Genomic DNA, 26,714 nt, shown 5'->3' with positions numbered 1-26,714 from the left:
AACCTTCCTCTGTCAGGGAGTCAGTTGTATTCTGGCCGTCCTCACCGTATGGATAAGGCTGAAGAAAATAGAAGTAGCGGAAAAACCGCCCTTATTTGACCGCAGAATACTGAGAAATATTATGGTGATCGCCATTCCCAGCATTTTACAGCAGAGCTTTATTTCTGTGGGAAATATCATGATCCAGAGCGTAATCAACGGATTTGGCGCCTCCGTGATGGCCGGTTATTCTGCCGCAGTGAAACTGAATAATCTCGTCATCACCTCTTTCACAACGATCGGCAACGGCATCTCCAACTTTTCCGCACAAAATCTTGGCGCCCAAAAATATGAGCGCATCCAGGCCGGATTCCGGGCCGGTCTGAAAATGATGTGGTGTCTTTGTGTTCCATTCTGCGCTCTTTATATTCTGGCAGGTAACTGGCTATTACTTCTGTTTATGGAACAAAGCTCCGCTGCGGCACTGATGACAGGAAGACAGTTTTTATGGATCTTATCTCCCTTTTATTTCGCGGTTTCGGCAAAATTAGTGGCAGATGGCATTCTGCGCGGCGTCAGCGCCATGAAGCAGTTCATGACAGCCACTTTCATTGACCTGTTCCTGCGTGTCGTTCTGGCCTTTCTCTTTTCCGGCATGACCGGATCGGCAGCCGGAATCTGGTGTGCATGGCCGGTCGGTTGGACGATTGCCATGACATGTTCTATCATATTTTTTCGGAAAGAATATAAAAAAATGGCGCAGCATTAGCTGCGCTTTCTCAGTGCTTCCGCTACGATCATATCCTCGGGCGTCGTGATCTTAATATTCTCATAGGATCCTTCGACAAGCCGGATGCGGGTATCCGTAAACCGCTCGACGATCATGGCATCATCCGTGATCCTCACCCCCTGCGCCAGAAGTTCTTCTTCCTGTTCCATAAAAGCAGCGTAAGCGTTCTTTATTAATGGCAGGGAAAAGACTTGTGGTGTCTGAACGGTCCACAGCAAATCGCGCCTTGGGGTATCGGCCGCATAGCCGTCTGCATCCGCAGTCTTGATCGTATCTTTCACCGGCATCCCGACGACACAGGCCTGATCTCTGCGCACTGCCTCATAAGCCCGTTCCAATATCTCCTCTGTGAGAAAAGGCCTTACACTGTCATGAATAAACACATATTCGCAATTCTGCAATAACTGTAATCCACCAAAAACAGAGTGATACCGTTCCCGGCCGCCCTCTGCAATATGACTCACCTTATGGAATCCGTATTTCTCCACGATCTCTTTCCGGCAATAGGAAACCTCTCCGGCTCCGGTCATCAGAATCACTTCATCGACAAAGCTGTCTTCAAATACTTTCAAAGAATAATAGAGCACCGGTTTCTCTGCCAGTAAAAGATACTGCTTGTGAATATCACTCTTCATGCGGCTGCCTTGGCCGGCCGCCAGCACGATCGCCGCTGTTTTCGCCATTTTCATCGTTCTCCCAACTTCAGATTGGGAACCGCATTCAGATCAAGCCCGCTCCTGATCCCTCTCCGATATTCATAATAGGCCGCCGACCCGATCATCGCCGCATTGTCGGTACAGAGTATCGGTGACGGATAGTAAAAAGCTATGTTTCGTTTCTGGCATTCCTCCGCAAAGGCATGTCGAAGCGAAGAGTTGGAAGCTACGCCGCCTGCGATTGCGAACTTTTGAAACCCGTATTGCTCTGTAGCTTCCATGGCATGTCCCACGAGCACATCGATGACGGCGCGCTGAAAAGAAGCCGCCACATCCGCACGATTGACCGCCTCCCCTTTCATCTCACAGGAATTGAGATAATTCAATACAGCCGATTTCAGGCCGCTGAAACTAAAATCATAGACCGCTTCTTCCACTCTGGCGCGTGGAAAATGAATGGCATCCGGATTTCCCTCTCTCGCTAACCGGTCGATCTTCGGCCCTCCCGGATAACCGAGCCCGATGGCTCTCGCCACCTTATCAAATGCTTCTCCGGCCGCATCGTCTCTCGTCCTGCCAATGATCTCATAGACACCGTATTCTCTGACTATAACGAGATGTGTGTGTCCACCTGACACAACCAGACAGAGAAAAGGTGGTTCCAATTCTGTATTTTCAATATAATTGGCGCTGATATGTCCTTCGATATGGTGCACGCCAATGAGCGGCTTGCCCGTTGCGAAGCTGATCGCCTTGGCGGCTGAGACGCCGACAAGCAAAGGGCCTACCAATCCCGGCCCGTAAGTCACTGCAACCGCCGTCATCTCATGCAGACTTTTATTGGCCTGCGTCAGCGCCTCCTGAATTGTCTGATTGATCTTCTCGATATGTTTTCTGGACGCGATCTCCGGCACAACGCCCCCATAAAGTTTATGCAGCTCTATCTGGGAAAAAATCACATTAGACAGCGCTTCCCGGCCATTTCTCACAACTGCCGCCGCCGTCTCATCGCAGGAGCTCTCAATCGCCAGAATCAGGATCTCCTCCGGTGTCCGCCCCGCTTTCTCCTGTTTTGTCAGCTCCATATCTCCGTCCATTGTTCTACTCAACCTTCCCTGTCCCCTGCATCCCGGCGTCCGTTTCCTGCCAGCCATAAATCTTCCAATGACCAGCCTCGTCTTTGCGCATGATAAACACTTCTTCTATGGAAGCAAGACTGGTACCCTTGCGCATCGTGAACGTGCAGAACAGACGTGCACATTCTCTTCCGTCTTTTGTAAAATAATCCACATCCGTACTGGAAGAAGTCTTATAGCTGGACACCTGAATATCATCCGCCTTCATAGCAGCGACATCTGCTCTTACGGACTCTATATAAGTCAGCTCCGACTGGTACGAAGCCAATTCCTCATCATACAGCTCCATCGCTTTATCGGCAAGCTGCAAAAGCTCTTCCTCAGAATAGTCTTCATTGTAAAGGCACTGCGTCAGCTCACTGTAATATTTCAATACTTCTTTGGGAGACGCCGGATAGTTTTTCGTCAGATCACGCAAAAGCACTTCCTGCACTTTTGTCGTCTCTTCCTCTTCCTCCCCGGAAGTCTTCGTCCGGTTGGAGAGATAAAAATAATAGCCGACCAACATGAAGATCAGAATGAGAAATATTATCATGCCTCTGATTCCGTTACGACGTTTCATTTGATCATCTCCTACTCTTCTTCAAATACAAGCTCCGCCGTCTTTCCGTCTTTTCCGGCAAAGGACGCCGGAAATATTTTTCTCACTTCCGGCATATAGACTTCCGCTCTCACAAGAGACGGGCTGAAATGCGTCAGCCAAAGCTCTTTCACCTGTGCCCTTCTGGCCATCTCCGCCGCCTCGTAAAAAGTCATATGCTTATACTCTCTCGCCTTGGCCTTTTTCTCCGGCTCTCCATACATCCCTTCACAGATAAACAGATCCGAGCCCGCCGCATGACTGACAATACTCTCCGTCGGCCTGGTGTCCGTCGTATATGTGACTTTCAGCCCTTTCCGCGGTGTTCCTAAAACCATGTCCGGTGTATAGACTCCGTTTTCCGTCTCGATTGTCTCGCCCTTTTGCAGACGATTCCAATATTTCTTTTCTATGCCAAGGGCCTGCGCCTTCTCAAGCTGAAACCGGCCAATCCGCGCAATGCTGACACTGTACCCATAACACAGCACATTGTGATTCACTTTGAAAGCCTCGATCGTCATCCCACCGATGGAGAAGCTCTCCTGTGTCCCTTCGATCTCCCGGCATTCGATCGGAAATGGAAGTTCCGGCGCGATGATCCGCAGCGAATTCACAACTTTAGTCAGCCCTTTGGGTCCGATCAGCAGCAGCGGCTCTGTCCGCTCCGCATTTCCCATCGTCAACAGCATCCCTGGCAGTCCGCTCACATGATCGGCATGAAAATGAGTGAAACAGATCACATCAATCGGTTTGGGACTCCATCCCTTTTCTTTCAGCGCGATCTGCGTTCCCTCACCACAGTCGATGAGCACACTCATTCCATTGTATCTTACCATCAGAGAGGTCAGCCATCTGTACGGCAGCGGCATCATTCCCCCTGTTCCAAGCAAACATATATCCAGCATAAAATCCTCTGTTTTATTTATATATCGGTTCTGGTCCCCGAAAACCTCACCTTTATCATAAATATTCTGTCTTTTCTTTTGTCTCCACCGGTATACTGAAACCGGCAGTCATTTGATCATAACACGTTTCACACAAGTCAAAGACATGTACCTGACCGTCTTTGTCTGAAAAATATCCAAACGGAATCTCTGCCCTCACACAGCCTTCCTTCACGATGCCATTGTCCATCGTCATCTTTCGTCCGCAGCAGTTGCATCTGACTTCTGTCAGCTCACCGCCTCCCATCTCTGCGAATTTGCGCATACTTATCCCTCCTTTTCCAGAGAAGTATACCATGGATAGCTTTTGAAAAGAGTGGTAATTGTTCCTTTGCCTGCCTATCTTTTCCACATGATGAGCGCGTCCTCTTTTGGTTTCTCATAAAACCCCGGTCTGACGCCTTCTGTCAGAAATCCTGCCTGCTCATACAGATGCACGGCGGGGAGATTACCGGCTCTTACCTCCAGCGTAAATGCAGTAATGCCTGCCCGTTCCCCTTCCTCTAACAGCCTTGTCAGCATCGCTTTCCCGATCTTCCGGTTTCTGTAGCCTGGATGGATTGCCACATTCATGATTTCCCCCTCCCCGGCGATCTCAATCACACCGCAGTGCCCCACGATCCGTCCGTCAACCTCCGCCACCAGATAAATGGCCTCTTTTTTGTTCAGCAGATCACAAAATGCCTGTCTCGACCATGGCATGGAAAAGCAAGCCGCCTCATTGGCACTGACCTGATCCAGATCACCTGCCTCCATCCGGCGGATCATCGCTGCCTCTCTTTTTCCAGCCGCTCACGCTCTGCCTGGGACAGCCGCAAGTATTCCGGTCTGTGCTCTCTGGCAGACTCCCACACGCCCTGCCTGTACAGAACGGACGCATAGACGCCGACCGCGGCAGCGCTCTGCAGCCGTCTGTGCGCCGGCGCAAACGAATAGGGAACGTTCAAAAGCGCCGCCAGCTTCCCGGCATACACAGACACGCCGTCCCCTAAAAAAACTGTCTCACGGCCAAGCACATTGCAGCAGTCGGCGATCTCCTCGACCGGTACCGCACATTGCTCTTTGATACTGTGAAGCGCATAGCCCGCAGGACTGCCCTCTCCTGTTCTCACAAATTCATACAGACCGGTGTACACCTGGTCTCTTCTCGCATCCATCATCGGGCAGATCAACAGCTCCGTCCCATACATCTGGTATGCCAGGCCGTCCACCGTCGGCACAGGAATGATCGGCTTTTCAAGCGCCAGCCCAAGTCCTTTCGCCGTAGCACTCCCAATCCGCAGTCCGGTAAAAGACCCCGGCCCCGCCGCAACCGCAATGGCGTCGATTGTTTTCAGATCCAATTCTGTCATCCGTGCGACAGCGTCCATCATCGGCACCAGCGTCTGGGAATGTGTCTTTTTATAATGTACACTGTATTCCGCCGTCACGACATCATCTTCCACAACCGCCACAGAGGCCGTCAGACCGGAGCTGTCCAATGCCAATACTTTCATTCTCTATCCATCCCATTCTCAATCGTGATCGTTCTGTAATCGCAGCCCTGCGCCGGATCTTTTTCAATGCGGATCCGGATACAGGTCTCCGGTAAGATCTCGCTGACCAGTTCCGCCCATTCAACCAGACAGACACCGCCGCCAAAGAAGCACTCTTCATAGCCGATCTCTTCCATCTCTTCCACATCCCCGATGCGATATACGTCAAAATGATAAAGGGGCAGCCGGCCGCTTTCATATGACTGCATAATCGTAAACGTAGGGCTGTTTACCGGCTCCGTAATGCCAAGCCCCCTCGCCACCCCCTGGGTGAATACTGTCTTACCGGCCGCCAGGTCGCCTGTCAATGTGTAAACCTGTCCCGGCTTCGCAGACTCTCCAATCCGCATCCCCAGCGCAAACGTCTCCTGCGCATTTCTTGTCTCATATCTCATAGCGCTACCACCGTATTCTCACTTTCCCGGGCGGCATATGGGTAGAGATCATCTCTATGACCTTTGGCATCTGCTCGCCCAGATCCCTGCGCGGAAAGACCCATGCGTTCGTCTTCGTACTGTACAGGATAATACTCGTCTTTGTAGACACAGCCCGGTACATTTCTTCCCATTTCTGCAGCAGACACTGTTCTCCCTGCGACACTTCGATCCCCTCTTCACACAGACGATAACAGATCGGCTCCCTGAAAGCGGGCGTGCTGAGCATCTGCCTGCGCGATTTCAGAAACAGACTGCACGGAAGATACAGCAGCAACACAACGCCCGCGATCAGATGCAGATAATTCCCGGAATTGAAAAACAGAACGACAAGCGTTCCGCCGATACCACTGCCAATCATGCCCGAAGGACTGTTATACGTGTGATGCAGCATATAATCATATAAAATGTTAGCCGTAATTTTTGTCTGAAATTGCAGTTCCATAAAAATACCTCCATCCCATTATACCCAAAATGGAATGGAGGCGCAAGGTGCCATTTAAGAAATCCACTTCCTTCCCGCATCCATCGTGCGGCTTGCCGCTACGACATAAACCGCAGCGCTTCAATCGGGCTGAGTTTCGCCGCCTTCCGCGCCGGGTAGATTCCGAAAAACAGACCTACACAGGAGGAAAACAGCGTTGCCGAGAGGATAATGCCGACATCGACATCCGCCTGAAAGCCGATCGCCCCGCACACTGCCATCGCTCCGCCAATACCGATCGAAATCCCGATGACGCCGCCCACGAGCGTGATAATCGCCGACTCCGAAAGAAACTGCAACATAATCGAAGACGTCCTCGCTCCCAGCGCTTTGCGGATGCCAATCTCCCGCGTACGCTCTGTGACAGAGACGAGCATAATGTTCATGACGCCGATGCCTCCGACAAGAAGCGAGATCGCCGCTACAAATGACACAAACAAGGTAATATAATTCAAAATACTGCCAATCTGATCCATATTATCATTGAAATCCTGAATCTGGATCAGGTTTTCACCGCGTATATTATATTTTGCTTCCAGCAGACGCACGGCATCTTTTGCCATTTCAGAAGAGTACGCCGAAGATTCCCCATAGACAATCATGGAATCAAAGTCTCCGAGATAAAATCCGAAATTTGAAAACATCTGCAGGGGAACATCGATGTAGATCTGCTCTCCATTCAGCATATTGAGCATTGTCGATTCACTGTCTTTCCTCACACCGACGATCGTCAGCTCTCTCGTCACATTATATAAAGTCAGCTCAATCGTCACGCCAACGACATTTGTCGTACCGAAGAGCTGCCTCGCCCCATATTCTGTGATCACGCAGACATCCCGGCTGGCATCGCAGTCACTCTTCGTAAAATAACTGCCATACACAAAAGGCTCCTGAGACGAATATTCCTGATATTCGTTTCCGCCCTGCAAGACTGCCATATATTCTCCTCTTCTGCTCGTAACCGTGGCGCCCCACCAGCTCCAGGACGGCGACACCCCGATGACATGAGGGACTTTCTCCCGGATCAGCTCAAAGTCGTCCTCCGTAAAGCGGATATAATCTCCCTCACTCGTATTGCTGTTGACATACAGGTAAACCTGCCCGCCTGCCATACTCTCCAATTCCTGATTGATCTTACCTTTAATGCCGTTTCCGATCGAGATCAGCATTATGACCGAAGAGATCCCAATGATGATACCGAGCATCGTCAGAATTGAACGTCCTTTGTTGCTCTTGATGTTCATCAATGCAATTTTTACATACTCCCACAACTGCCGCATAACGAAACCCTTTCCGTTTGTCCTTGCTCCTGAACCTGTTTTCCCCTTATCAATGCGATGATTCTTTTACTCCATCAAAAGCGCCTCTGCCTGCATCCCTTCCATCAGACCGGAGGAAGCAGTGAACACAATGTCCCCCTCTTCCAGTCCGTCAATGATCTCGATATTGTTGACATCAGAGAGGCCAGTCGTCACTACCTGACGCGTCACCAGACCGTCCCTGAGCACATAACAGAAGTCTCCCTCCTGATCCACATTGACAGCGGCGATCGGTACGATCAGAGTATCTTCCGATTTCTGTGCCAGAATGACAACCTTCCCCTCGATACCCAGATAGACGTTGTCGTCCGGGTTCTCCACGTGCACCTGTGCAGCGACGAGACGCGTCCCGGAATCATTCTGCTGCGCCATACGATTGATCTTGCTCACCGTGCCTTCATAGGTCTGCCCGGAGATCGTCACTTCTGCCTTCTGTCCCAGCTCGACCTTCGCCAGATCATATTTGGAGAGGGAGATATTGACTCTCACATTATCGCTGCTCTCCAGCTTCATCAACTTTGTACCCGCTTCTGTGACATAGCCTTCGTTGACTTCCAGCTCCGTGATAATGCCGTTGAAATCAGCTTTCACACCGACGAGGGCCTCCTCCAGATGCGCCTGTGCCTGTGCCTCATTGATTCGTCCTTTCTCAGCGATGGCCTCCAGCTCTTTCTTTTTATGTACATCCAGAATCGCACTTTCAGAGGAATTCCGATCCGCCTTCAATTCGTCCCGAATAACTTCCAGATCGGCCAGCTTCTCCTGCTCGAGCACAATCTGACGCTCGACTTCTGTCAGCTCTTTGTCTCCTTCCAGTTCCTCCAGTTTCTTGTTGATCTCCTCCAGTTCATTCATCGCCTGTGCCTGTGAGACATGAACCCCCTCCGTATCCTCGATGTATGACTGTACACTCAGATTATTGATCCTGCGGTTCAAACGGTATCTCTCATCATACAGTTTCAGTTTCTGCTCAGTCCTCTCATCCTCCACATAATATTGCAGCTGTCTGATCGCCGCTTCCTGCGCGTCGATCATCATCTCGATACTCGCAAGCTGTTCCAGCGACTGCTGATAAATTGCTTCCTGCTTATTGCTCTCCGAAATGGAACTCTGGTAGCTGCTTTCGCTCGCCTGCGCATCCAGCGCGTCTGATCTTTGTTTGTATTCCAGATCTTCCGTATCATAGCCAAGGAGAGTGTCACCGGCCCTGACCGCATCGCCCAGTTCCACATTCAATTCCGAGACTTTGGCCGCCATCGGCGCATAGTAGATTCTGGATATTTCGCTCTCCACAACGCCGCTCGTGCTCACGGTCGTCTCAATGTCCCCTTTGGCCACCGTGACCGCCGGAATCTGCGGCACCGTGTTTTTACTCTGTGCGGACCGTATCGCCATCGTGCCTGCAACCGCAATCACAATGACTGCCACGATGATGCGCTTTATGATCTTCTTTCTCCTGGCAGGGTTGGCCTTCCTTTTCACCGGTTCCATCTCTGTCAGTTTCTCTTCCTTCTTTTTGAATCCTATCATCTTTCCTCCCCTTCTCTCCCTTATTTTTCTCTGAACACGCCTTACTCTTCCGGCTCTCTCTGGCTTTCCCCATCTGCGGTATCCGACCATATCTTCCCGTCTTTGATCTTGATCACCCGCTCCGCCTGCGCCGCAATCTCATTGTCATGCGTGATCAGTATAACCGTCCTTCCATCTCTGTGAAGCCCCCGCAGAATCTCCATGATCTCTTTGGTAGAGCCAGAGTCCAGATTCCCGGTAGGCTCATCTGCCAGGATCACCGGTGGAGCCTGTGCAATGGCCCTGGCGATGGCTACTCTCTGTTGCTGTCCGCCGCTCATCTCGGCCGGCTTATGCGTCATCCGCTTTTCCAGTCCTACCTTTTGCAGCGCCGCAAGAGAGAGCGTCTCCCGTTCCTTCCTCCCGACATTGCGATAGATCAGTGGCAGCTCCACATTTTCCAGAGCTGTCAGATTCTGAATCAGATTAAATCCCTGAAAGACAAAACCAATCTCTTTATTGCGAATATCAGAAAGCTCATCATCCGTCATATGCGACACGTCCTGTCCGTGCAGCATATAAGTTCCGCTTGTCGGCACATCCAGGCAGCCGAGCACATTCATCAGTGTTGATTTTCCGGAGCCAGACTGGCCGATAATCGCCACAAACTCATTTTCATCAATGTGCAGATTGACACCATCCAGCGCCCGCACCTCATTTTCTCCCGGATTATAAATTTTACAGATGTCCTTCAGGGTGATCAGTTCCGACATAATATCTTCCTTTTATCATTTCCATTCATAGTCACCAGGCACAGATTTCCTCTGTCCATGCCTCATTGATTCGCTAACATTTATCATATCATAAATTTTTCGTCACGGCACAAGAATTTTATGACAGCAGTGACGCAGTTCAGCCATGCGGCGCCGCAAGCTGCCATTCCTTCTGTCTTTTGCCGACACGACGACTGCGTTCTGTCTTATCTTACAGGAAAAAAATGAAGAGAGAAGTGGGGAAAGTATTAAAAATTTCTTAATCTTGAAGTGTTTCCCGTATTACGAAAAAGAGCGGCACAAGCCGCTCTTTCTAAAATTATCGTCCCTATGTGATTTGACTGGCATAATCTTTGCCACATCTTATCCCCCTACCTTGCACTCTTGTCATACGGTACGCCGCTGGCACGGGGCGCCTGAGAATTTTTCGAGGTAAATATGAGAACAATGAGCGTTGCGATATACGGAATCATCTTATACAGATAGCTGGGTATGCCCATATTGTGCAAAAACGGAATACCCGAATAGGCTGCTGCAATCGCCTTCGTCAATCCGAAAAACAGAGAGGCCCACATGATACGCACAGGCTTCCACTGTCCGAAGATAAGTACCGCCAGCGCCAGAAACCCGTAGCCGGAAACAGTCGCATTAAAGTTTGTAGACGTCGGTACGACAAATACCAGTCCTCCAAGCCCGGCCAGAGCGCCGGAAATAATCACGCCTGCATACTGCATCCGGTATACATTCACCCCTGCCGCATCGGCCGCCTGCGGATGTTCCCCACAGGCACGAAGCCGCAGTCCGAACCTCGTCCGGTATAAAACGATCGTGGAGATTACCAGAATTGCGATCCCCAGGTAGGTTGTAATATATGTGTTTTTAAAGAACAGATCACCGAGCACCGGAATGCTGCCAAGCACCGGAACAGCCTCAATACGGAACGTATTCGAGAACTGCACCTGCTGCACACCCTGAAGGATTCTCGCTACAAAGATGGCGAATGCAGGCGCAAACATGTTCAGCGCCGTACCGCTGATCGTCTGATCGGCTTTCATATTGATCGCCGCATAGGCATGGAAGAGAGAAAAAAACACCCCTGTCACCATCGCGATGGCAATCGCGATCAAAAGCTGCCCCTGTCCGCTCATTGTCTTGCCCGTCATATTGAGAAACAGAATGCTCGTAAAGGCGCCCATCGTCATAATGCCTTCCAGCGCAATATTGACGACACCGCTTCGTTCCGAGAACATGCCGCCGAGAGCCACGATCAAAAGAGGAATGGAAAAAAACATCGTCTGCTGAAATATAAAATATACGACACTCATGCTTCGTTTCCTCCCTTCCGCATAGTTTTTTCCTCCGGTCCCGGAGGGTCCTCCTGTCTTTTCTCCGCTTTACCCTTACTGAATTTCTGAAGCAGCATCTTCACGATCAGTGCAAATGCACTGAAATATATGATAATCGCCACGATGATGTCGATGATCTCCGTAGAAAACTCAAAGAGCTGCAGATAAAAGCCGCCCGCCGTCAGATAGGCGATAAAAATTCCCGAGAATAAAATGCCGATCGGATGACAAAGTCCAAGCAGCGCGACCGAGATACCGGTAAAGCCCTCGTCCGCAATAACGTCCACGATCTCAATATGCTTGCCCGTTCCCGCCAGATAGAGACAGGCCCCTGCCAGTCCGGCAATCGCTCCTGCGATGACCATTGAGAGAATGATGCTCTTTTTCTCGTTAATGCCCGCATAGCGACTGGCATCTCTGTTGTATCCGACCGCTTTCAGCTCGTAGCCGAATGTCGTCTTGTCCAAAACGATGTAGACAAGAATTACCGCCAGCACTGCGATCAGGAAGCCACCATTGATGCTGGACTCGGGAAAAATCTTATCCAGTCCCATTTTGGGAATATTGGCGGTGCTCAGCACCGGCTTGCTCTCGTTGCGAAGGTTATTGAAGATCGGTTTATAACTTTTCACAAACCAGTTGACCGCATACATGCCGATATAGTTCATCATAATTGCGGAAATTACTTCATTCACATTGAAAAATGCTTTCAGCAGTCCCGGGACAGAACCCCATATGGCACCGAGCAGCACACCTGCGAGCAGTGCCACAACCCAGTGGAAACTCCCCAGATTTTCACACATCACACCGATATACACAGCCCCAAAACCACCCACGATAAACTGTCCGCTGGCGCCGATATTGAACAATCCGGTCTTAAAGGCAAAACCGACGGAAAGTCCTGTAAGGATGATTGTCGTCGAATAATAAAACACCTGTCCCACGCCTTTGGCTCCATGGGTAAAGGCTCCCGTCAGAATCATTGCAAACCCCGGGAACGCCTGCCCCGGATTGCAAAGTACGAGGATTACAAGTCCCATCAACAGACCGATCACAATGGCAAAGACAGACGACAGCACCCCTGTATAGTCAAACTTACCCTTACGCATTCTGTGCTGCCCCCTTTCTCTTCGAGCCGGCCATATAAAGACCGAGTTCCTGTACCGTCGTCTCTTTTGGATTCAGATCTGCCACGATCGCCCCCTCAAAGATGACAAGAATGCGGTCGCTTAAGTTCATGACTTCATCCAGTTCCAGAGAGACGAGCAAAATAGCGCTTCCTGAATCCCTCTGTGCTACGAGCTGTCTGTGGATATATTCAATGGCTCCCACGTCCAGTCCTCTCGTGGGCTGAACCGCCAGCAGAATATCCGGATCTCTCATAATCTCTCTGGCAACGATCGCTTTCTGCTGATTCCCGCCGGACATACTGCGCGTAATCGTCTCCAGGCCCTGTCCGCTTCGTATATCATATTTTTCGATGAGCATGTCCGCATACTCTCTGATCTTATCTTTCTTCAGAAAACCGCCTTTGCTGAAAGTCGGTTCAAAATATTGCTGCAACACAAGATTGTAGGCCAGATTATAGTCAAGAACCAGTCCGTGTTTGTGTCTGTCCTCCGGGATATGGGACATTCCGTGCGTATTTTTATAACGGATTGCCTTATGCGTCATATCCTCTCCATTGACAATAATGCTTCCCTGACTCATATTCCCCAGTCCGGTGATGGCCTGTACAAGCTCCGTCTGACCATTGCCGTCGATGCCTGCGATGCAGACAATCTCGCCTTTCCGTACCTGGAAACTCACATGGTCGACAACATTTTGCGCGTGTCCTTCCCGCACGGACTTTACACAGACATCTTTTACCTCAAGTACGACATCTCCCGGCTTTGCCTCGGATTTCTCCACAGTCAGGTTGACTTTCCGTCCTACCATCATCTCCGACATCGTCTCTTTATCTGCGTCGGCAACCTCAATCGTACCAATATATTTTCCCCGGCGCAGCACCGTACATCTGTCGGCCACCGCTTTGATTTCATTCAGCTTATGCGTGATAAACAATATGGACTTGCCTTCCGCCACCAGATCTTTCATGATCCGCATCAGCTCGTCGATCTCCTGCGGTGTCAGAACTGCCGTCGGTTCATCAAAAATCAGAATATCGTTATCACGATACAGCATCTTCAGGATTTCCACCCTCTGCTGCATCCCTACCGTAATATCGGAGATGAGCGCATCCGGATCTACGAGCAGATTATACTTTTCACTGAGCGCCATCACTTTCTTCCTGGCATCCGCCATTTGAATGATACCGCCCTTCACTGCCTCTATCCCCAATACGATATTTTGCAGTACGGTAAAATTATGTACCAGTTTAAAGTGCTGGTGCACCATGCCGATCCCCAGCGCATTGGCATCCAGCGGGCCTTTGATCGCCGCTTCTCTGCCTTTTACTTTGATGGTTCCTTTCTCCGGCTGATACAGTCCGAAAAGGACACTCATCAGCGTAGACTTTCCGGCGCCGTTCTCCCCCAGCAACGCATGAATCTCTCCCTGTTTCACACGCAATGTAATATCATCGTTGGCGATAATACCGGGAAATTCTTTCGTGATGTTCAGCATTTCAATTACATAGTCCATTCTTTATCCCCTTTTGTCACCTGAATCAGTCTGGCAGGGAAAGCCATCCCTGTACGCCGCACAGCTCCATCCTTCGGCGCGGTTGATTTCCCTGTATATTCAAAAACAGGGGTGCAAAAGCACCCCTTTTTATACTGTGAGAACCTGTCTGATTACTCTACGAAATTCACTGTCGTCTTTGCCAGAGTCAGGTCTGCCGTCGTGCTGTCCTCTGTGCTGTTCTCAATCGAGATTTCGCCGCCTGCCAGTTTTGCAAACAGAGCATCATAGTCAGCCTGTCCAAATGTTTCGAATTTAGAAGTATCCATCGGAAGGCCTACACCGTTGTTCTCTGCTGTAAATACAGTCGTGCTTCCGCCAGGGAAAGAACCGTCATAAAACGCTTTCACACCGTCATATACGGAAACGCTGAGCTGTTTCATTGCGGAAGTAATAACCGTTTCAGACTCTGAAGACTGGTCAACGTCAACGCCGACTACCTTTGCGCCTGCCTCTTCTGCTGCTGCCATAACAGAGTTACCAACTGCGCCGCCGCAGCCAAATACAACTTCTGTACCATTCTGGTACCAGCTTGCTGCCATTGCCTGTGCCTCCGGTGTCGCCGCGAATGCACCTGTATAGTTGTACATAATCTCTACGTCAACGCCAAGCTCTTCTGCTGCCGCGTCAGCGCCCTGTACAAATCCGTAACCGAAACGGATAACCGCCGGAACTGCCATACCGCCCATAAAACCGAGCTTTGTATAACCGTCTTTTACAAGCGCATAGCCTGCAAGATAACCGGCCTGATCTTCCTGGAACAGAATCGGCATAACATTTTCAGCCGTGCTGTAATTGTAGTCCGCATCATGAGGCTCGCCGTCAAGCAGGATAAAGTGAACGTCCGGATACTGCTCCTGTACTACATAGACAGGCTCCTCAAACAAAAATCCCGGGCATACGACCAGCTTTGCACCACCTTCGATCGCAAGTCCGATCGTCTCGATGTAGGCGTCGGTCGTGCCTTCCTGCGGCTGGTAATATTTATAGGAAATATTGTTTTCCTTTGCATATTTCTCCATGCCTTCCCATGCACCCTGGTTGAAAGACTTATCGTCGATCGTTCCCAGGTCTGTCACGAGCGCCAGCTCATAACCGCCGTCTGCGGATGCCTCGGAAGATGTTACCTGCTGGTCTTCCTCTGCTGCATCTCCCTCAGCTGCTGCCGCTTCTGTCTCGGCAGCGGGTGCGGACTCCTGCGGCGCGCTGCCACATCCTGTCAGCATAGCCGCAACCATGCTCACGCACAATAATGCGCTTAAAATTTTGCTTCTCATAATTAACCTCCTGTACAAATAACTGTTTTCTGTTTTATCATACCGTAAAATGTCGGTTTCTGCAAGTGTTATTCCGAAGCTCTCTTTGAGATCATGATTGCCTGATTTGTGTCATGAAATCAATCTCCGCCGGCTCTGTTTCCCGGTGGACGCAGCCTGAAAAATACGTTATACTGAAAATCAACAGAGCACTGCGTAAAATAAAACCATCAGGAGAGGCGGCATATTATATGAACAATTTTACTTTCTACAGTCCCACCTATTTTGCATTCGGAAAAGGCACGGAACAGGAAGCCGGACAGTATGTGAAGCGTTTTGGAGGAAGCAGAGTACTGATCCACTACGGCGGCGGAAGCGTTGTCCGCTGCGGCCTGTTAGACCGTGTGAAAGCGTCACTGGAAAAAGAAGGACTTGCCTGTGTCGAACTTGGCGGAGTGAAACCAAATCCCCGCAGCGGTCTCGTGTATGAAGGCATTGAGCTCTGCCGCAGGGAAAAAGTAGACTTTATTCTGGCGGTCGGCGGCGGAAGTACCATCGACTCATCAAAGGCCATCGCCATCGGTGTCCCTTATGAGGGAGATTTCTGGGACTTTTATATGGGAAAGGCTTTCCCGGAAAGCGCCCTGCCCATAGCCTCCGTACTGACGATTTCGGCCGCAGGCAGCGAAGGCAGCGACGGTTCCGTTATCACCCATGAAAACGGTATGTACAAGAGAGGATTTGGCTGTGAAAGGATGCGGCCGGTGTTCTCGATTATGAACCCCGAGCTTACGATGACACTTCCGCCTTATCAGACGGCCAGCGGCTGCACCGACATTATGGCCCATGTATTCGAGCGGTATTTCACCAACACAGAGCACGTGGAGATTACAGACCGCCTCTGTGAGGGTATCTTAAAGACGATTATCAAAGAGCTGCCGAAAGTGCTGGAAGATCCTCATGATTATGAGGCCAGAGCTAATATCATGTGGGCAGGTACACTGGCTCACAACGATGTCTGCGGCGTCGGCCGGGAACAGGACTGGGCCAGCCACAATCTGGAACATGAACTCTCGGCTCTCTATGATTGTGCCCATGGGGCCGGGCTGGCCGTTATCTTCCCCGCATGGATGACTTATGTCATGCGACACGATGTGAACCGGTTTGCCCAGTTTGCAGTCCGGGTATGGGACTGCGAGATGAACTTCCGGAATCCGGAGGAGACGGCCCGTGAGGGAATCGCCCGGACAAAAGCATTCTTCCACAGCGTCGGGATGCCTACTTCTTTTGCGGAGCTGGGCGCCAGGGAAGAAGACATTCCCAGGCTCCTGGAAACGCTCCAGATCGAGGGGCGCACGGAAGGCTTTTTTGTCAAACTCGGGCCGAAGGAATGCGAGGAAGTCTATCGGCTGGCCTGCCGCTAACCTTCAGATGGCATACATAACTTTTCCGTACGACAAAGGGGTGAGACCGACGGTCCCACCCCTTATTTTCATCTATCTTTTACAATATATGTGGCACCGCGAGATTATTTTGCAGCCAGTTCTGCTTTCAAACTCTCTGTCAGCGCCGGAACGATCTTGTTCAGATCCCCTACGACACCATAGTCAGCCACGTCAAAGATCGGAGCGTCCTCATCTTTGTTGATCGCCACGATAATATCAGACTCTTCCATACCAGCCACATGCTGGATCGCACCGGAAATACCGATCGCAAAGTATACGTTCGGACGTACGGTTTTTCCTGTCTGTCCTACCTGCAGATCTTTCGGCTTCCAGCCGGAATCCACGACTGCACGGGAGCAGCTTACCGTACCGCCCAGAACTGCAGCCAGATCCTCAAGAATCTTGAAGTTCTCAGGGCTGCCTACACCACGGCCACCGGAAACGAGAATCTTTGCATCCATAATATCAACTGTATTGGAAACTGCCTTCACAACTTCCTTGATCGTCACATATCTGTTATTCGGAGCAAATCCGGGATTGTACTCTTCCACAACTGCCTTAGCGCCCTTGATCGGATCGATCTTCTGCATAACGCCGGGACGTACGGTAGCCATCTGCGGACGATTGTTCGGGCAGGCGATCGTTGCGATCGTATTGCCGCCAAATGCCGGACGTGTCATCAGAAGCTGATTGTGTTTCTGCTCACTTTCCTTTCCGGGAACGGCTACAAGCGGGAAATCACCGATTTCCAGTACAGTACAGTCAGCCGTCAGACCGGTTGCCACTCTGGCAGATACGGTCGGGCCAAGGTCTCTGCCGATCGCGGTAGCGCCCACCAGCACGATCTCCGGTTTATATTTGTTGATCACAGAGGAAAGTGCATGTGCATAAGGCTCTGTCCTGTATTCTTTTAATTCCGGATCATCTACGACGATGACTTTGTCAGCGCCATATTCTGCGAGAGAATCAGCCAGTCCTTTTACGTCGGAACCGATCAGCACTGCCGTCACGTCGGTATTTAAAGGAGCTGCCAGTTCTTTTGCCTTTCCAAGTAACTCGTATGCAATGCCGCTGATCTCATTGTCAACCTGCTGTGCATACACATATACGCCTTTATATTCTTCTAAATTCATCTCGTTCACCACCTTATTTATTAAATGACATGTTTCTCTTTGAATTTACCGATAATGTAAGCAACCGCATCGTCCGGAGAATCCGGAGTCACTTTTTCTCCTGCGCCCTTGCGCACTTTGTCGGATGCCTTTGCGATCTTAGTCGGAGAACCTGCAAGACCCAGATTGGAATCATCCACATCTTTCAGATCCGCTCTGCCCCATGTTGTGATCTCAGCTTTGCATGCGTCAAAGATTCCGCCCGGCGTCATGTAACGAGGTACATTCAGCTCGGAAAGTGCGGTGATCAGACAAGGCATCTGTGCCTCCAGTACATGGTATCTGTCATCATACTGACGCTGTACGATCACTTTGTCACCCTCAACTTTAATATCCTGTGCATAAGAAATAACCGGAATTTCGAGATGCTCTGCGATCTGAGGACCAACCTGAGCCGTATCTCCGTCGATTGCCTGACGGCCTGTGATAATCAGGTCATACTCCAGATTTCTGATCGCACCGGCAATCGTTGTGGATGTTGCCCATGTATCGGCGCCACCCAGCACTCTGTCTGTCACGAGAATGCCTTTGTCAGCACCCATAGCGATCGCCTCACGAAGGACATCCGTCGCTTTCGGAAGTCCCATTGTAAGTACGGTTACTTCTGCCCCATACTGGTCTTTCAGTCTCAGTGCCGCTTCCAGTCCGGCTTTGTCATCCGGATTCATGATCGCAAGCATTGCTGCTCTATCAAGTGTACCGTCCGGGTTAAACTTAACGCCACCCTTTGTATCAGGTACCTGTTTAATACAAACAACGATTTTCATTGTGCTTTCTCTCCTTATATTTTTTTCTGTCCATATACGGCGCAAATGTCCAAAAGGCTCTGGCTATTGAACGCGCGCTGCGCCTCAAATCTTCGTCAGGGCGATTCGTCATGCAGACGCGTTCCCCGCCCTGCCCTGATTTTCATTGCTTATCGCGACTATTTCAGCAGTGCGCCGCTGATGACCATGCGCTGTACTTCACTGGTACCTTCATAGATCTCTGTGATCTTGGCATCACGCATCATACGCTCTACATTGTACTCTCTTATGTAGCCGTAGCCACCGTGGAGCTGTACACACTTCGTCGTCACTTCCATTGCAACTTCAGCCGCATATAACTTTGCCTTTGCCGCTTCGATGGAATAAACTTTCTGTGTCGCTTTCGCCATCGCTGCCTTGTATACAAGCAGCTGTGCAGCCTCTACCTTTGTAGCCAGATCAGCGAGCTGGAACTGTGTATTCTGGAACTGTGCGATTGATCTGCCAAACTGCTTTCTCTCTTTTACATACTCAATCGTTGTCTCAAGAGCGCCCTCTGCAAGTCCGAGCGCCTGTGCAGCGATACCGATACGTCCGCCGTCGAGCGTGTGCATAGCGATACCGAATCCTTTGCCCTTCTGGCCAAGGAGATTCTCCTTCGGGATACGGCAGTCCGTAAAGATCAGCTCATAAGTGGAGGAGCCGCGGATACCCATCTTGTTCTCTTTTGTACCGAATGTAAATCCGGGCGTACCCTTTTCTACGATAAATGCGGAGATCTCTTTCTGCATTCTGCCGCGTTTCTCGATCTTACCCGTTACTGCGATGATAATATAAACGTCAGCTTCTTTTCCGTTCGTGATGAAGCACTTGCTGCCGTTGAGCACCCACTCGTCTCCATCCAGAACAGCTTTTGTCTGCTGTCCCTGTGCATCGGTGCCGGCACCCGGCTCTGTCAGACCGAAAGCACCCAGCTTTTCACCTTTTGCAAGCGGTACGACATATTTCTGTTTCTGTTCTTCCGTACCATAGGTCATGATCGGATCAATGCAAAGAGAAGTATGTGCGGAAACGATAACGCCTGTCGTGCCGCAGACTTTGGAGAGCTCTTCCACGCACATCGCATAGGTCAGAGGATCACAGCCCTGTCCGCCATATTCCTTCGGAACAGGAATTCCGAGAAAACCGTATTTTGCCATCTTCTCCACGGTCGCTCTCGGGAACGCTTCCGTTTCATCTACCTCCTGAGCCAGAGGCTTTACTTCTGTTTCAGCGAATTCTTTGAATAAAGCTCTCGCCATTTCATGTTCTTTGCTCAAAGTAAAATCCATGATCTTTATTCCTCCATCATTTATAGTTGATTATTATTTTGTATAGTCATAGAACCCTTTGCCGGTCTTGCGTCCGAGCAGGCCGCCGCGAACCATCTTGCGAAGGAGCGGATGAGGACGATATTTGGTATCGCCGGTCTCGTTGTAAAGCACTTCCATGATTGCAAGACAAATATCCAGACCTACCAGATCACCCAGCTCCAAAGGTCCCATCGGATGGTTAGCGCCCAGTTTCATTGCCGTATCGATACCTTCCACACTGGCAACGCCGTCCGCATAGATGCTCACTGCCTCATTGATCATCGGAATCAGGATTCTGTTTACGACAAAGCCTGCCGCTTCTTCCACCTGTACCGGTGTCTTGCCGATCTCCTCGGAGATTTTCTTGATCGTCTCCACTGTCTCTGCCGGTGTATTGAGCCCTGCGATCACTTCCACGAGCTTCATAACCGGAGCCGGATTGAAGAAATGCATACCGATTACAGGACGATTAATGCCGGAGCCGATCTCTGTGATGGAGAGAGAAGAAGTGTTGGTCGCAAAAATACAATCCGCTTTGCAGATCTCCTCCAGCTCTTTGAATGTCTGTTTCTTAATGTCCATAACTTCCAGCGCTGCCTCTACGATCAGATCACAGTCCGTGCAGATTGTCTTAACGCCTGTCGTGATTTTGGCAAGAATGGCATCTGCCGCAGCCTGCTCCATTTTACCTTTGGCAACTCTCTTCTCAAACCCTTTGGCAATCTTGTTTTTACCGTTAGCCGCAAATTCTTCATTGATGTCACATAAGCATACTTCATATCCTTCTGTCTGCGCAAACGCCTGTGCGATTCCGGAACCCATTGTTCCTGCACCGATAATACCTACTTTCATCGTTCTTCCTCCTGATTTTTCTATGATTGATACCGGAGGAAGCGGCCGGACCACGGCCTCTTCCTCCCGGCTATGATACGTTTGGATTAGCAGTTCTGGAACGGCTCTTTTACTTTCTCTTTGTTTTTGTCAAGGAAAAATGCCATGCCATATCTCTGATCCTGCGTCTCGAAGCAGTCGCCAAACAGCTTCTCCTCGATCACGATCGCCGCGTCCATATCGACGTCAAGTCCGTCGTTGATCGCTTTCTTACAGTTGCGCACTGCGATCGGCGCATTCTTGGCAATGCCCGCAGCCATCTTCTCCGCCGCTGCCATCAGCTCTTCCTGGGGATAGACAGCATTGACAAGACCGATCCGGTATGCCTCGTCAGCCTTGATATTTCTCGCCGTATAGATCATCTGTTTCGCCATGCCGGCGCCTACCAGGCGGGCAAGTCTCTGCGTGCCGCCAAATCCCGGCGTAATGCCAAGACCCACTTCCGGCTGTCCGAATACGGCGTTCTCAGAGCAGATGCGAATGTCACAGCTCATGGAGATCTCACAGCCTCCGCCCAGCGCAAAGCCGTTGATTGCTGCGATCACAGGAATCGGGAATGTTTCCAGTTTGCGGAACACATCGTTTCCTTTCTTGCCGAATGCTTCGCCTTCAGCCTTTGTCAGTGTGCTCATCTCCCCGATGTCGGCGCCTGCCACAAAAGATTTCTGTCCTGCCCCTGTCAGAATCAGACATCTGACCTCGTCCAGATTGACCGCATCCAAAGTCTGATCCAGCTCATCCAACACGGTGGAATTGAGTGCATTCAGCGCTTTCTCACGATTGATGGTAATCGTTCCTACCGCACCCTTTTGCTCATATAAAATAAATTCCATTGCCATTCTCCTTTTTCGTTATCATATCGACTATCGAGAGTCTCTTACATCTCTACGATCGTAGAGCAGCCCATGCCGCCGCCGATGCAGAGCGTTGCCAGACCCTTCTTAGCGCCTCTTGCCTGCATACCATAAAGCAGAGTGACAAGAATACGGCAGCCGGAAGCGCCAACCGGATGACCGAGTGCAATCGCACCGCCGTTCGGATTGAGCTGTCTGTCAACGTCAATACCAAGGTCTTTGCCCACTGCCACAGACTGTGCCGCAAATGCCTCGTTTGCCTCGATAATGTCAAAGTCTTCGATCTTATAGCCTGTCTTAGCCATTACTTTCTTTGTCGCTGCCACCGGACCGATACCCATCACTTCAGGTCTTACGCCTGCAAGAGCGCCTGCTACCCAGGTAGCCATAGGTGTAACACCCAGCTCTTTCGCCTTCTCCTCGCTCATAACGACGATCGCTGCCGCGCCGTCATTGATACCGGAAGCGTTTCCTGCTGTGACAAAGCCATCTTTGTTGATCGCACGGAGCTTCTGCAGCCCTTCAATCGTAGAGCCTGCACGCGGTCCTTCGTCTACCTTAAACTCTACCATCTCTTTTTTCTTCTTGATCATGACCGGCACGATCTCTTTTTCAAAAGCGCCCGTCTTCTGCGCTTCTTCCGCCTTCAGCTGGCTCTTTAATGCGAACTCGTCCAATTCTTCACGGGTAAGTCCCCATTCTCTGCAGATATTGTCTGCCGTTGTGATCATATGATAATCATTGAAAGCATCCCACAATGCGTCTTTGATCATCGTATCCACCAACACGCCATTGTTCATTCTATATCCGTAACGGCCCTGAGGAATCGCATAAGGAGCCATGGACATGTTTTCCATTCCACCTGCAACCACTACATCCGCATCTCCTGCAAGAATCATCTGTGCAGCCATATTCACACTGTTCAGACCGGAACCGCAGACAACATTGGTCGTCACTGCCGGCACTTCAATCGGAAGTCCTGCTTTGATCGCTGACTGTCGTGCAACGTTCTGTCCCAGTCCAGCCTGGATGACACAGCCCATATATACATGGTCAACTGCTTCCGGTGCAACTCCTGCTCTCTGTAATGCCTCTTTGATTACGATCGCTCCCAGCTCAACTGCCGGTGTTGTGCTTAAGGAACCTCCCATTGTTCCGATTGCGGTACGGCACGCACCTGCTAAAACAATCTTCTTTGCCATTCTGATTTCCTCCATTTGAAATAAAATACCTGATTGTCAGGACTCGACAATGATTGTTATTTTTTTATCATTGTCCGCTGTTTTCATTGTATCATAGGGCATGGCTTTTTGCAACGATTTTCAGGGCAGGAAAGCGGAAAAAACGGAGAATTCCGATTCCGAAATTCTCCGTTACAGTTGTCGCTATTTTATTGACCAAAAGCTGTGCCGTTTACCAGCTCTTTTCCAGTGTCATACCAAAATCCAGGCTGTAAGGACTATCAGAAGCGGCCTTAATTTCCTCATAAAGTGCACGTCTGTCACTGCTGTCCTCATCCGACCAGTATTCATATCCGGTAAAGTAGCTCTCCATGAACTCATCCCAGGAAGTGAATGTACTCTGAATCGTGCCGGCAACTTCCAGAGATTTGTCAAGAGCCTCTGTCTCCGTATAGTAGCCTGCCAGATAATAGTATCCGAGAAGCGACATCGCACGGCTGTAGTCCCATGCGCTGAGCACCTTGTCTCCCTGCTCCTCATAGAGATTGTACCAGTACACGACTGCTTCCGCATCCTCCTGGGCCGCATCATAATTCTCCATGATCCATGTAATTCTGTCTGCGGCAGGTACTTCTTCTATGCCGGGGATCTGCTCCGGTACCGAAGCCACATCCGCTGCGAAGGACGCTCTGTGTCCCTCTGTCAACAGCCAGTCCATGTTCTCGTCCGCAGACGCCCTGTCTGTTACACCCCACCATTCATCCAGAAGCTCCACTTCAATCGCCTTGCTGTCGTCATTTGCCGGAAGCCCGCCAAATATATTGTAGTCCCAGCCGTTTGAGCTTGTAAGTACCGCACAGGTAGCATTGAACCAACGGATCGTGTCAGTAACCGCTACCTGGGAATTATCCTCGATCTCCGGTGCTGTCTCTACAAAACTAGCACACACTTCCTGGAACTGTCCGACTTTCTTATCAGACACTTTCTTGGCAATGTAGATAAAGGAATAATATGCGTATTCAGACTCTCCATAGACCGTATAGCATTCCTCTGACTGTCCTTCCAGTACGATACCGCTCATATCCGCTGAAAGATTTTCCAGACCCGGGATAGACGCCGGTGCCTCCGCAGCAGTCACACTGTTCATCGTAAAGGTCGTCTCCACGGAATCCTTTACCGTTTCCATATCGGAATATCCCATATTCTTTGGAAACTGTGCTACGATGATCCCTCTTGTCTCATCCTTGCTGAAGATCGCCAGAATGCCGTCATCCCCCATGCTCTCCGCACTCCAGGTCTCATCCATCTGAATACTGAATGTTTCGTTTTCCGCCTTAAATTCCTTTTTGACGGTTTCTCCGCAACCTGCAAGCATTGTCACGACAAGCAATACTGCCACGATTACGGACCATTTTTTCTTTGTCTTCATTCGTTTCACCCTCGCTTATAATTTTATGTAACGATATAACGATACCAAATAAATTTCATTTCGTCAATTAAAATGTTGCATTTTCCCAGTCTTATCACGCCCCATGCAACATGCTTTTATCATTTTTTCACAAACGCTTCCACCGCCGGATCTTTCATATCACATACCCGGTGCCATTCCTTCGTCTCCTCGTCCTTTTCCGTCTCCGACCGGTTTTTGTAGAGGAATTTTGTCAGTTGGTAACAGTCGACCCATATCTCATTGTTTCCCTCCTTCTGAGACTCGTCAAAGATGAGCTGCAGTCCCCAGTGAAGATGTACCGTCTTGATATTATTGACGTTTTCCGTATCACTGTAGCCCGTATGTCCCATATAGCCGATCACATCTCCGGCCGTGACGACACTGCCTTCCTTCAGCTCTTTGTTATAAGGAAAATTCTGGCGCAGATGTGCATAGTAATAATATCGTTTTTTGTCGAAACTTCGGATGCCGATCCGCCAGCCACCGTACCGGTTCCAGCCAAGCGCCTCCACATAACCGGATTCCACGGCAATGATCGGCGTCCCGATCTGTCCCATCATATCATGACCCAGATGCGGCCTGGCATATCCATAGCTCCTGGAAGCGCCAAAGTCATCGTAATCTTCATAATAGAATCCCCTGGCCACCGGAGAAAAGGCTTTGAGGCCGTAACAGTTCTCCCAGTAGAGCCTGCCGTCCTCTCTTTTTTTCTGTATTTGATATTCTCCGACGAAGCCGCCGAGAATGGCCGAATATGCCTTTTGATAATAAGAAAAATACTGCATATCCTGCGTCAGTTCTTCGATCGTCGTCTCCCTGCTGCGCAGCTTCTCCGCAGTCTGCTCCATCTCCCTGACACAGCCGCCCGGAAACTGTCCGCCATGTTTCGCCGCCACGTAGGCGAGCAGATCAATCCAGCTCAGATGTACTTTCTCACCGTAACTTTCCACATCCAGCCGGTATGCGGCGCTGAGAATTTCCTCGGTCGCATGAAACTCCACCCATTTGATATAGTCTTCGTTCTCCTGCGTCTCTTTTCCCTCATCCGCAGTGTCAGAGCCCCGCCCGGTTCCTTCCGTGGCCGCCGCAGGCAGCGCCGTGTCTTTCTCCGCACACATAAAAAAACCCATACATGTCAGCAGCACACATTCCGCCACGATCGCACATTTTACATATTTCAGATATTTCATAGTATCGCAGCGCCGTACCTTAGTGGGTATGGCGTCCATTCCGCCTCTATGCCTTCCTCATAATATATGAAATACCACAAAAAGAAAGAACCGCAGGAACACGCAAAAGAGCGGACTGTGCATTGACTTCGGAACTCACCGTTTGTACAATAGAATGTATACAATAAACCAGACACAACGACAGGAGGACGCTATGACAAAGGAAATCCCTCTTTCCGAACGGGAACTGGAACAGATCGCCGACAGGGCGAAAGAAATTGCAAAGAAGACCGGAAATTATCTGGCGAAAACCGCCATCTCCTCTGTCTCTCAAAAAACGGGACATGCCAATTTCGTCACTGATATGGACCTGAAAGTGCAGGAGATGCTCGTGACAGAGCTGACGCCTCTGCTGCCCGGTGCCTCTTTCCTGCTGGAGGAGAGCGACGCCCCTGCCTCTCTTGCGGACTTTACGTGGATCATCGACCCGATCGACGGGACACAGAATTTTATCTCCGGCAACAGACAGTCCGCCATCTCCATCGGTCTCTATTACAAAACAATCGGACTGACAGGCATCGTCTGCAATCCCTTTCTCGATGAGTTGTATACGGCAGTCAGCGGACAGGGCGCTTTTCTCAATGATAAACCGATCCACGTCTCCGAAAAACCTCTGGCAAACGCTATTATCTGTGCCGGCACTTCCCTCTATTATGAAGAGCTCCATGAAAAATACCTCCACATGATCACTGCCCTGCTTCCCCTGTGCGGGGACTTTCGCCGATTCGGCTCAGCCGCACTGGAACTGTGCTACACAGCCTGCGGCAAATGCGACGGCTTTTTCGAATACCGGCTCTGTCCGTGGGATTACGCCGGCGCCGCTGTTATCCTCCGGGAGGCCGGAGGGCTGATCGCCCCGATCGAACACGAGACCCTGGACTGTCGCAAAAAATCCGGCATCATCGCCGGCGGAAAGACCGTATTTGAGTGCTTGCAGAAGATCGCAGGGAAATCACAGGAGACCGTCTGAG

Annotated in this window: 27 protein-coding genes (1 of these 27 cut by a window edge); 3 read left to right on the top strand and 24 right to left on the bottom strand. The window is 50.3% G+C overall.

Annotated elements, in window-relative coordinates; all coding sequences use genetic code 11:
- Window positions 1-748: the 3' portion of an MATE family efflux transporter gene (locus V1224_04155; protein WWR16651.1), read on the top strand. 587 nt of this gene lie to the left of the window's left edge; only the last 748 of its 1,335 coding nucleotides appear in the window; its start codon lies off the left edge, out of view; its stop codon occupies window positions 746-748.
- On the opposite strand, the gene ispD is transcribed toward V1224_04155, so the two are convergent.
- From ispD to V1224_04075, 16 genes are all read right to left on the bottom strand, one after another.
- The gene (gene ispD, locus V1224_04150) at window positions 745-1,452 is read right to left on the bottom strand and encodes a 2-C-methyl-D-erythritol 4-phosphate cytidylyltransferase (protein ID WWR16650.1); all 708 of its coding nucleotides are present in this window, start codon (window positions 1,450-1,452) and stop codon (window positions 745-747) included. The two genes, V1224_04155 and ispD, sit on opposite strands and share 4 nt — an antisense overlap.
- A 2-nt stretch (window positions 1,453-1,454) precedes the next feature.
- Window positions 1,455-2,510 (bottom strand): tRNA (adenosine(37)-N6)-threonylcarbamoyltransferase complex transferase subunit TsaD, encoded by a 1,056-nt coding sequence (gene tsaD / locus V1224_04145; GenBank protein ID WWR17420.1) that lies wholly within the window; start codon window positions 2,508-2,510, stop codon window positions 1,455-1,457.
- A gap of 16 nt (window positions 2,511-2,526) precedes the next feature.
- Window positions 2,527-3,123 (bottom strand): DUF6715 family protein, encoded by a 597-nt coding sequence (locus V1224_04140; protein ID WWR16649.1) that lies wholly within the window; start codon window positions 3,121-3,123, stop codon window positions 2,527-2,529.
- 11 nt (window positions 3,124-3,134) lie between these two features.
- On the bottom strand, window positions 3,135-4,046 hold the full coding sequence (locus tag V1224_04135; GenBank protein ID WWR16648.1) for a ribonuclease Z: 912 nt from the start codon (window positions 4,044-4,046) through the stop codon (window positions 3,135-3,137).
- Window positions 4,047-4,101: 55 nt separating this feature from the next.
- Entirely contained in the window at window positions 4,102-4,350 is a 249-nt protein-coding gene (locus V1224_04130) for a hypothetical protein (GenBank protein WWR16647.1), read from the bottom strand.
- Window positions 4,351-4,424: 74 nt separating this feature from the next.
- On the bottom strand, window positions 4,425-4,841 hold the full coding sequence (gene rimI / locus V1224_04125) for a ribosomal protein S18-alanine N-acetyltransferase (GenBank protein ID WWR16646.1): 417 nt from the start codon (window positions 4,839-4,841) through the stop codon (window positions 4,425-4,427).
- 8 nt (window positions 4,842-4,849) lie between these two features.
- A complete protein-coding gene (gene tsaB, locus V1224_04120) occupies window positions 4,850-5,581 on the bottom strand; it encodes a tRNA (adenosine(37)-N6)-threonylcarbamoyltransferase complex dimerization subunit type 1 TsaB (GenBank protein ID WWR16645.1) in 732 nt (243 codons plus the stop codon).
- Complete coding sequence (gene tsaE / locus V1224_04115; protein ID WWR16644.1) at window positions 5,578-6,015, bottom strand: tRNA (adenosine(37)-N6)-threonylcarbamoyltransferase complex ATPase subunit type 1 TsaE; 438 nt, start codon at window positions 6,013-6,015, stop codon at window positions 5,578-5,580. Before tsaE ends, tsaB begins: the two co-directional genes overlap by 4 nt.
- A 4-nt stretch (window positions 6,016-6,019) precedes the next feature.
- Complete coding sequence (locus tag V1224_04110; protein ID WWR16643.1) at window positions 6,020-6,499, bottom strand: YcxB family protein; 480 nt, start codon at window positions 6,497-6,499, stop codon at window positions 6,020-6,022.
- A 98-nt stretch (window positions 6,500-6,597) separates the two neighbouring features.
- A complete protein-coding gene (locus tag V1224_04105) occupies window positions 6,598-7,818 on the bottom strand; it encodes an ABC transporter permease (GenBank protein ID WWR16642.1) in 1,221 nt (406 codons plus the stop codon).
- Between the two features lie 66 nt (window positions 7,819-7,884).
- Window positions 7,885-9,387, bottom strand: a complete 1,503-nt coding sequence (locus tag V1224_04100; GenBank protein WWR16641.1) for an efflux RND transporter periplasmic adaptor subunit — start codon at window positions 9,385-9,387, stop codon at window positions 7,885-7,887.
- Between the two features lie 41 nt (window positions 9,388-9,428).
- On the bottom strand, window positions 9,429-10,139 hold the full coding sequence (locus tag V1224_04095) for an ABC transporter ATP-binding protein (GenBank protein ID WWR16640.1): 711 nt from the start codon (window positions 10,137-10,139) through the stop codon (window positions 9,429-9,431).
- A gap of 371 nt (window positions 10,140-10,510) precedes the next feature.
- Window positions 10,511-11,464, bottom strand: a complete 954-nt coding sequence (locus tag V1224_04090; protein ID WWR16639.1) for an ABC transporter permease — start codon at window positions 11,462-11,464, stop codon at window positions 10,511-10,513.
- Complete coding sequence (locus V1224_04085) at window positions 11,461-12,594, bottom strand: ABC transporter permease (protein WWR16638.1); 1,134 nt, start codon at window positions 12,592-12,594, stop codon at window positions 11,461-11,463. Before V1224_04085 ends, V1224_04090 begins: the two co-directional genes overlap by 4 nt.
- Window positions 12,587-14,128: an ABC transporter ATP-binding protein gene (locus V1224_04080; GenBank protein WWR16637.1), complete on the bottom strand. Its 1,542-nt coding sequence runs from the start codon at window positions 14,126-14,128 to the stop codon at window positions 12,587-12,589. The genes V1224_04085 and V1224_04080 overlap by 8 nt, the downstream gene beginning before the upstream one ends.
- Window positions 14,129-14,280: 152 nt before the next feature.
- Window positions 14,281-15,444 carry a BMP family ABC transporter substrate-binding protein gene (locus V1224_04075; protein ID WWR16636.1) on the bottom strand — a complete coding sequence of 388 codons (1,164 nt, stop codon included), beginning with the start codon at window positions 15,442-15,444 and terminating at the stop codon, window positions 14,281-14,283.
- Between the two features lie 230 nt (window positions 15,445-15,674).
- On the opposite strand from V1224_04075, the gene V1224_04070 reads away from it, so the two are divergent.
- A complete protein-coding gene (locus V1224_04070; protein ID WWR16635.1) occupies window positions 15,675-16,847 on the top strand; it encodes an iron-containing alcohol dehydrogenase in 1,173 nt (390 codons plus the stop codon).
- Between the two features lie 104 nt (window positions 16,848-16,951).
- Here V1224_04070 and V1224_04065 read toward each other — a convergent pair whose 3' ends face one another.
- From V1224_04065 to V1224_04030, 8 genes are all read right to left on the bottom strand, one after another.
- Window positions 16,952-18,001, bottom strand: a complete 1,050-nt coding sequence (locus tag V1224_04065; protein ID WWR16634.1) for an electron transfer flavoprotein subunit alpha/FixB family protein — start codon at window positions 17,999-18,001, stop codon at window positions 16,952-16,954.
- 20 nt (window positions 18,002-18,021) lie between these two features.
- Window positions 18,022-18,807 (bottom strand): electron transfer flavoprotein subunit beta/FixA family protein, encoded by a 786-nt coding sequence (locus V1224_04060; GenBank protein WWR16633.1) that lies wholly within the window; start codon window positions 18,805-18,807, stop codon window positions 18,022-18,024.
- A gap of 158 nt (window positions 18,808-18,965) precedes the next feature.
- On the bottom strand, window positions 18,966-20,117 hold the full coding sequence (locus V1224_04055; protein ID WWR16632.1) for an acyl-CoA dehydrogenase: 1,152 nt from the start codon (window positions 20,115-20,117) through the stop codon (window positions 18,966-18,968).
- 33 nt (window positions 20,118-20,150) lie between these two features.
- Complete coding sequence (locus V1224_04050; protein ID WWR16631.1) at window positions 20,151-20,990, bottom strand: 3-hydroxyacyl-CoA dehydrogenase NAD-binding domain-containing protein; 840 nt, start codon at window positions 20,988-20,990, stop codon at window positions 20,151-20,153.
- A gap of 86 nt (window positions 20,991-21,076) precedes the next feature.
- On the bottom strand, window positions 21,077-21,862 hold the full coding sequence (locus V1224_04045; protein ID WWR16630.1) for an enoyl-CoA hydratase-related protein: 786 nt from the start codon (window positions 21,860-21,862) through the stop codon (window positions 21,077-21,079).
- A 44-nt stretch (window positions 21,863-21,906) separates the two neighbouring features.
- Window positions 21,907-23,085 (bottom strand): acetyl-CoA C-acetyltransferase, encoded by a 1,179-nt coding sequence (locus tag V1224_04040; protein WWR16629.1) that lies wholly within the window; start codon window positions 23,083-23,085, stop codon window positions 21,907-21,909.
- Between the two features lie 211 nt (window positions 23,086-23,296).
- Entirely contained in the window at window positions 23,297-24,493 is a 1,197-nt protein-coding gene (locus V1224_04035) for a DUF1266 domain-containing protein (protein ID WWR16628.1), read from the bottom strand.
- Window positions 24,494-24,612: 119 nt separating this feature from the next.
- Window positions 24,613-25,704: a M23 family metallopeptidase gene (locus V1224_04030; GenBank protein WWR16627.1), complete on the bottom strand. Its 1,092-nt coding sequence runs from the start codon at window positions 25,702-25,704 to the stop codon at window positions 24,613-24,615.
- A 193-nt stretch (window positions 25,705-25,897) separates the two neighbouring features.
- Here V1224_04030 and V1224_04025 point away from each other — a divergent pair, with 193 nt between their 5' ends.
- Window positions 25,898-26,713: an inositol monophosphatase family protein gene (locus tag V1224_04025; protein ID WWR16626.1), complete on the top strand. Its 816-nt coding sequence runs from the start codon at window positions 25,898-25,900 to the stop codon at window positions 26,711-26,713.
- Window position 26,714: the final 1 nt, after the last annotated feature.

Source organism: Lachnospiraceae bacterium JLR.KK008 (assembly GCA_037015955.1).
In the GTDB taxonomy this organism is placed as follows: domain Bacteria; phylum Bacillota; class Clostridia; order Lachnospirales; family Lachnospiraceae; genus VSOB01.
Note: the sequence above shows the minus strand (reverse complement) of the source record. Positions and strands in the feature narration are given on the sequence as shown.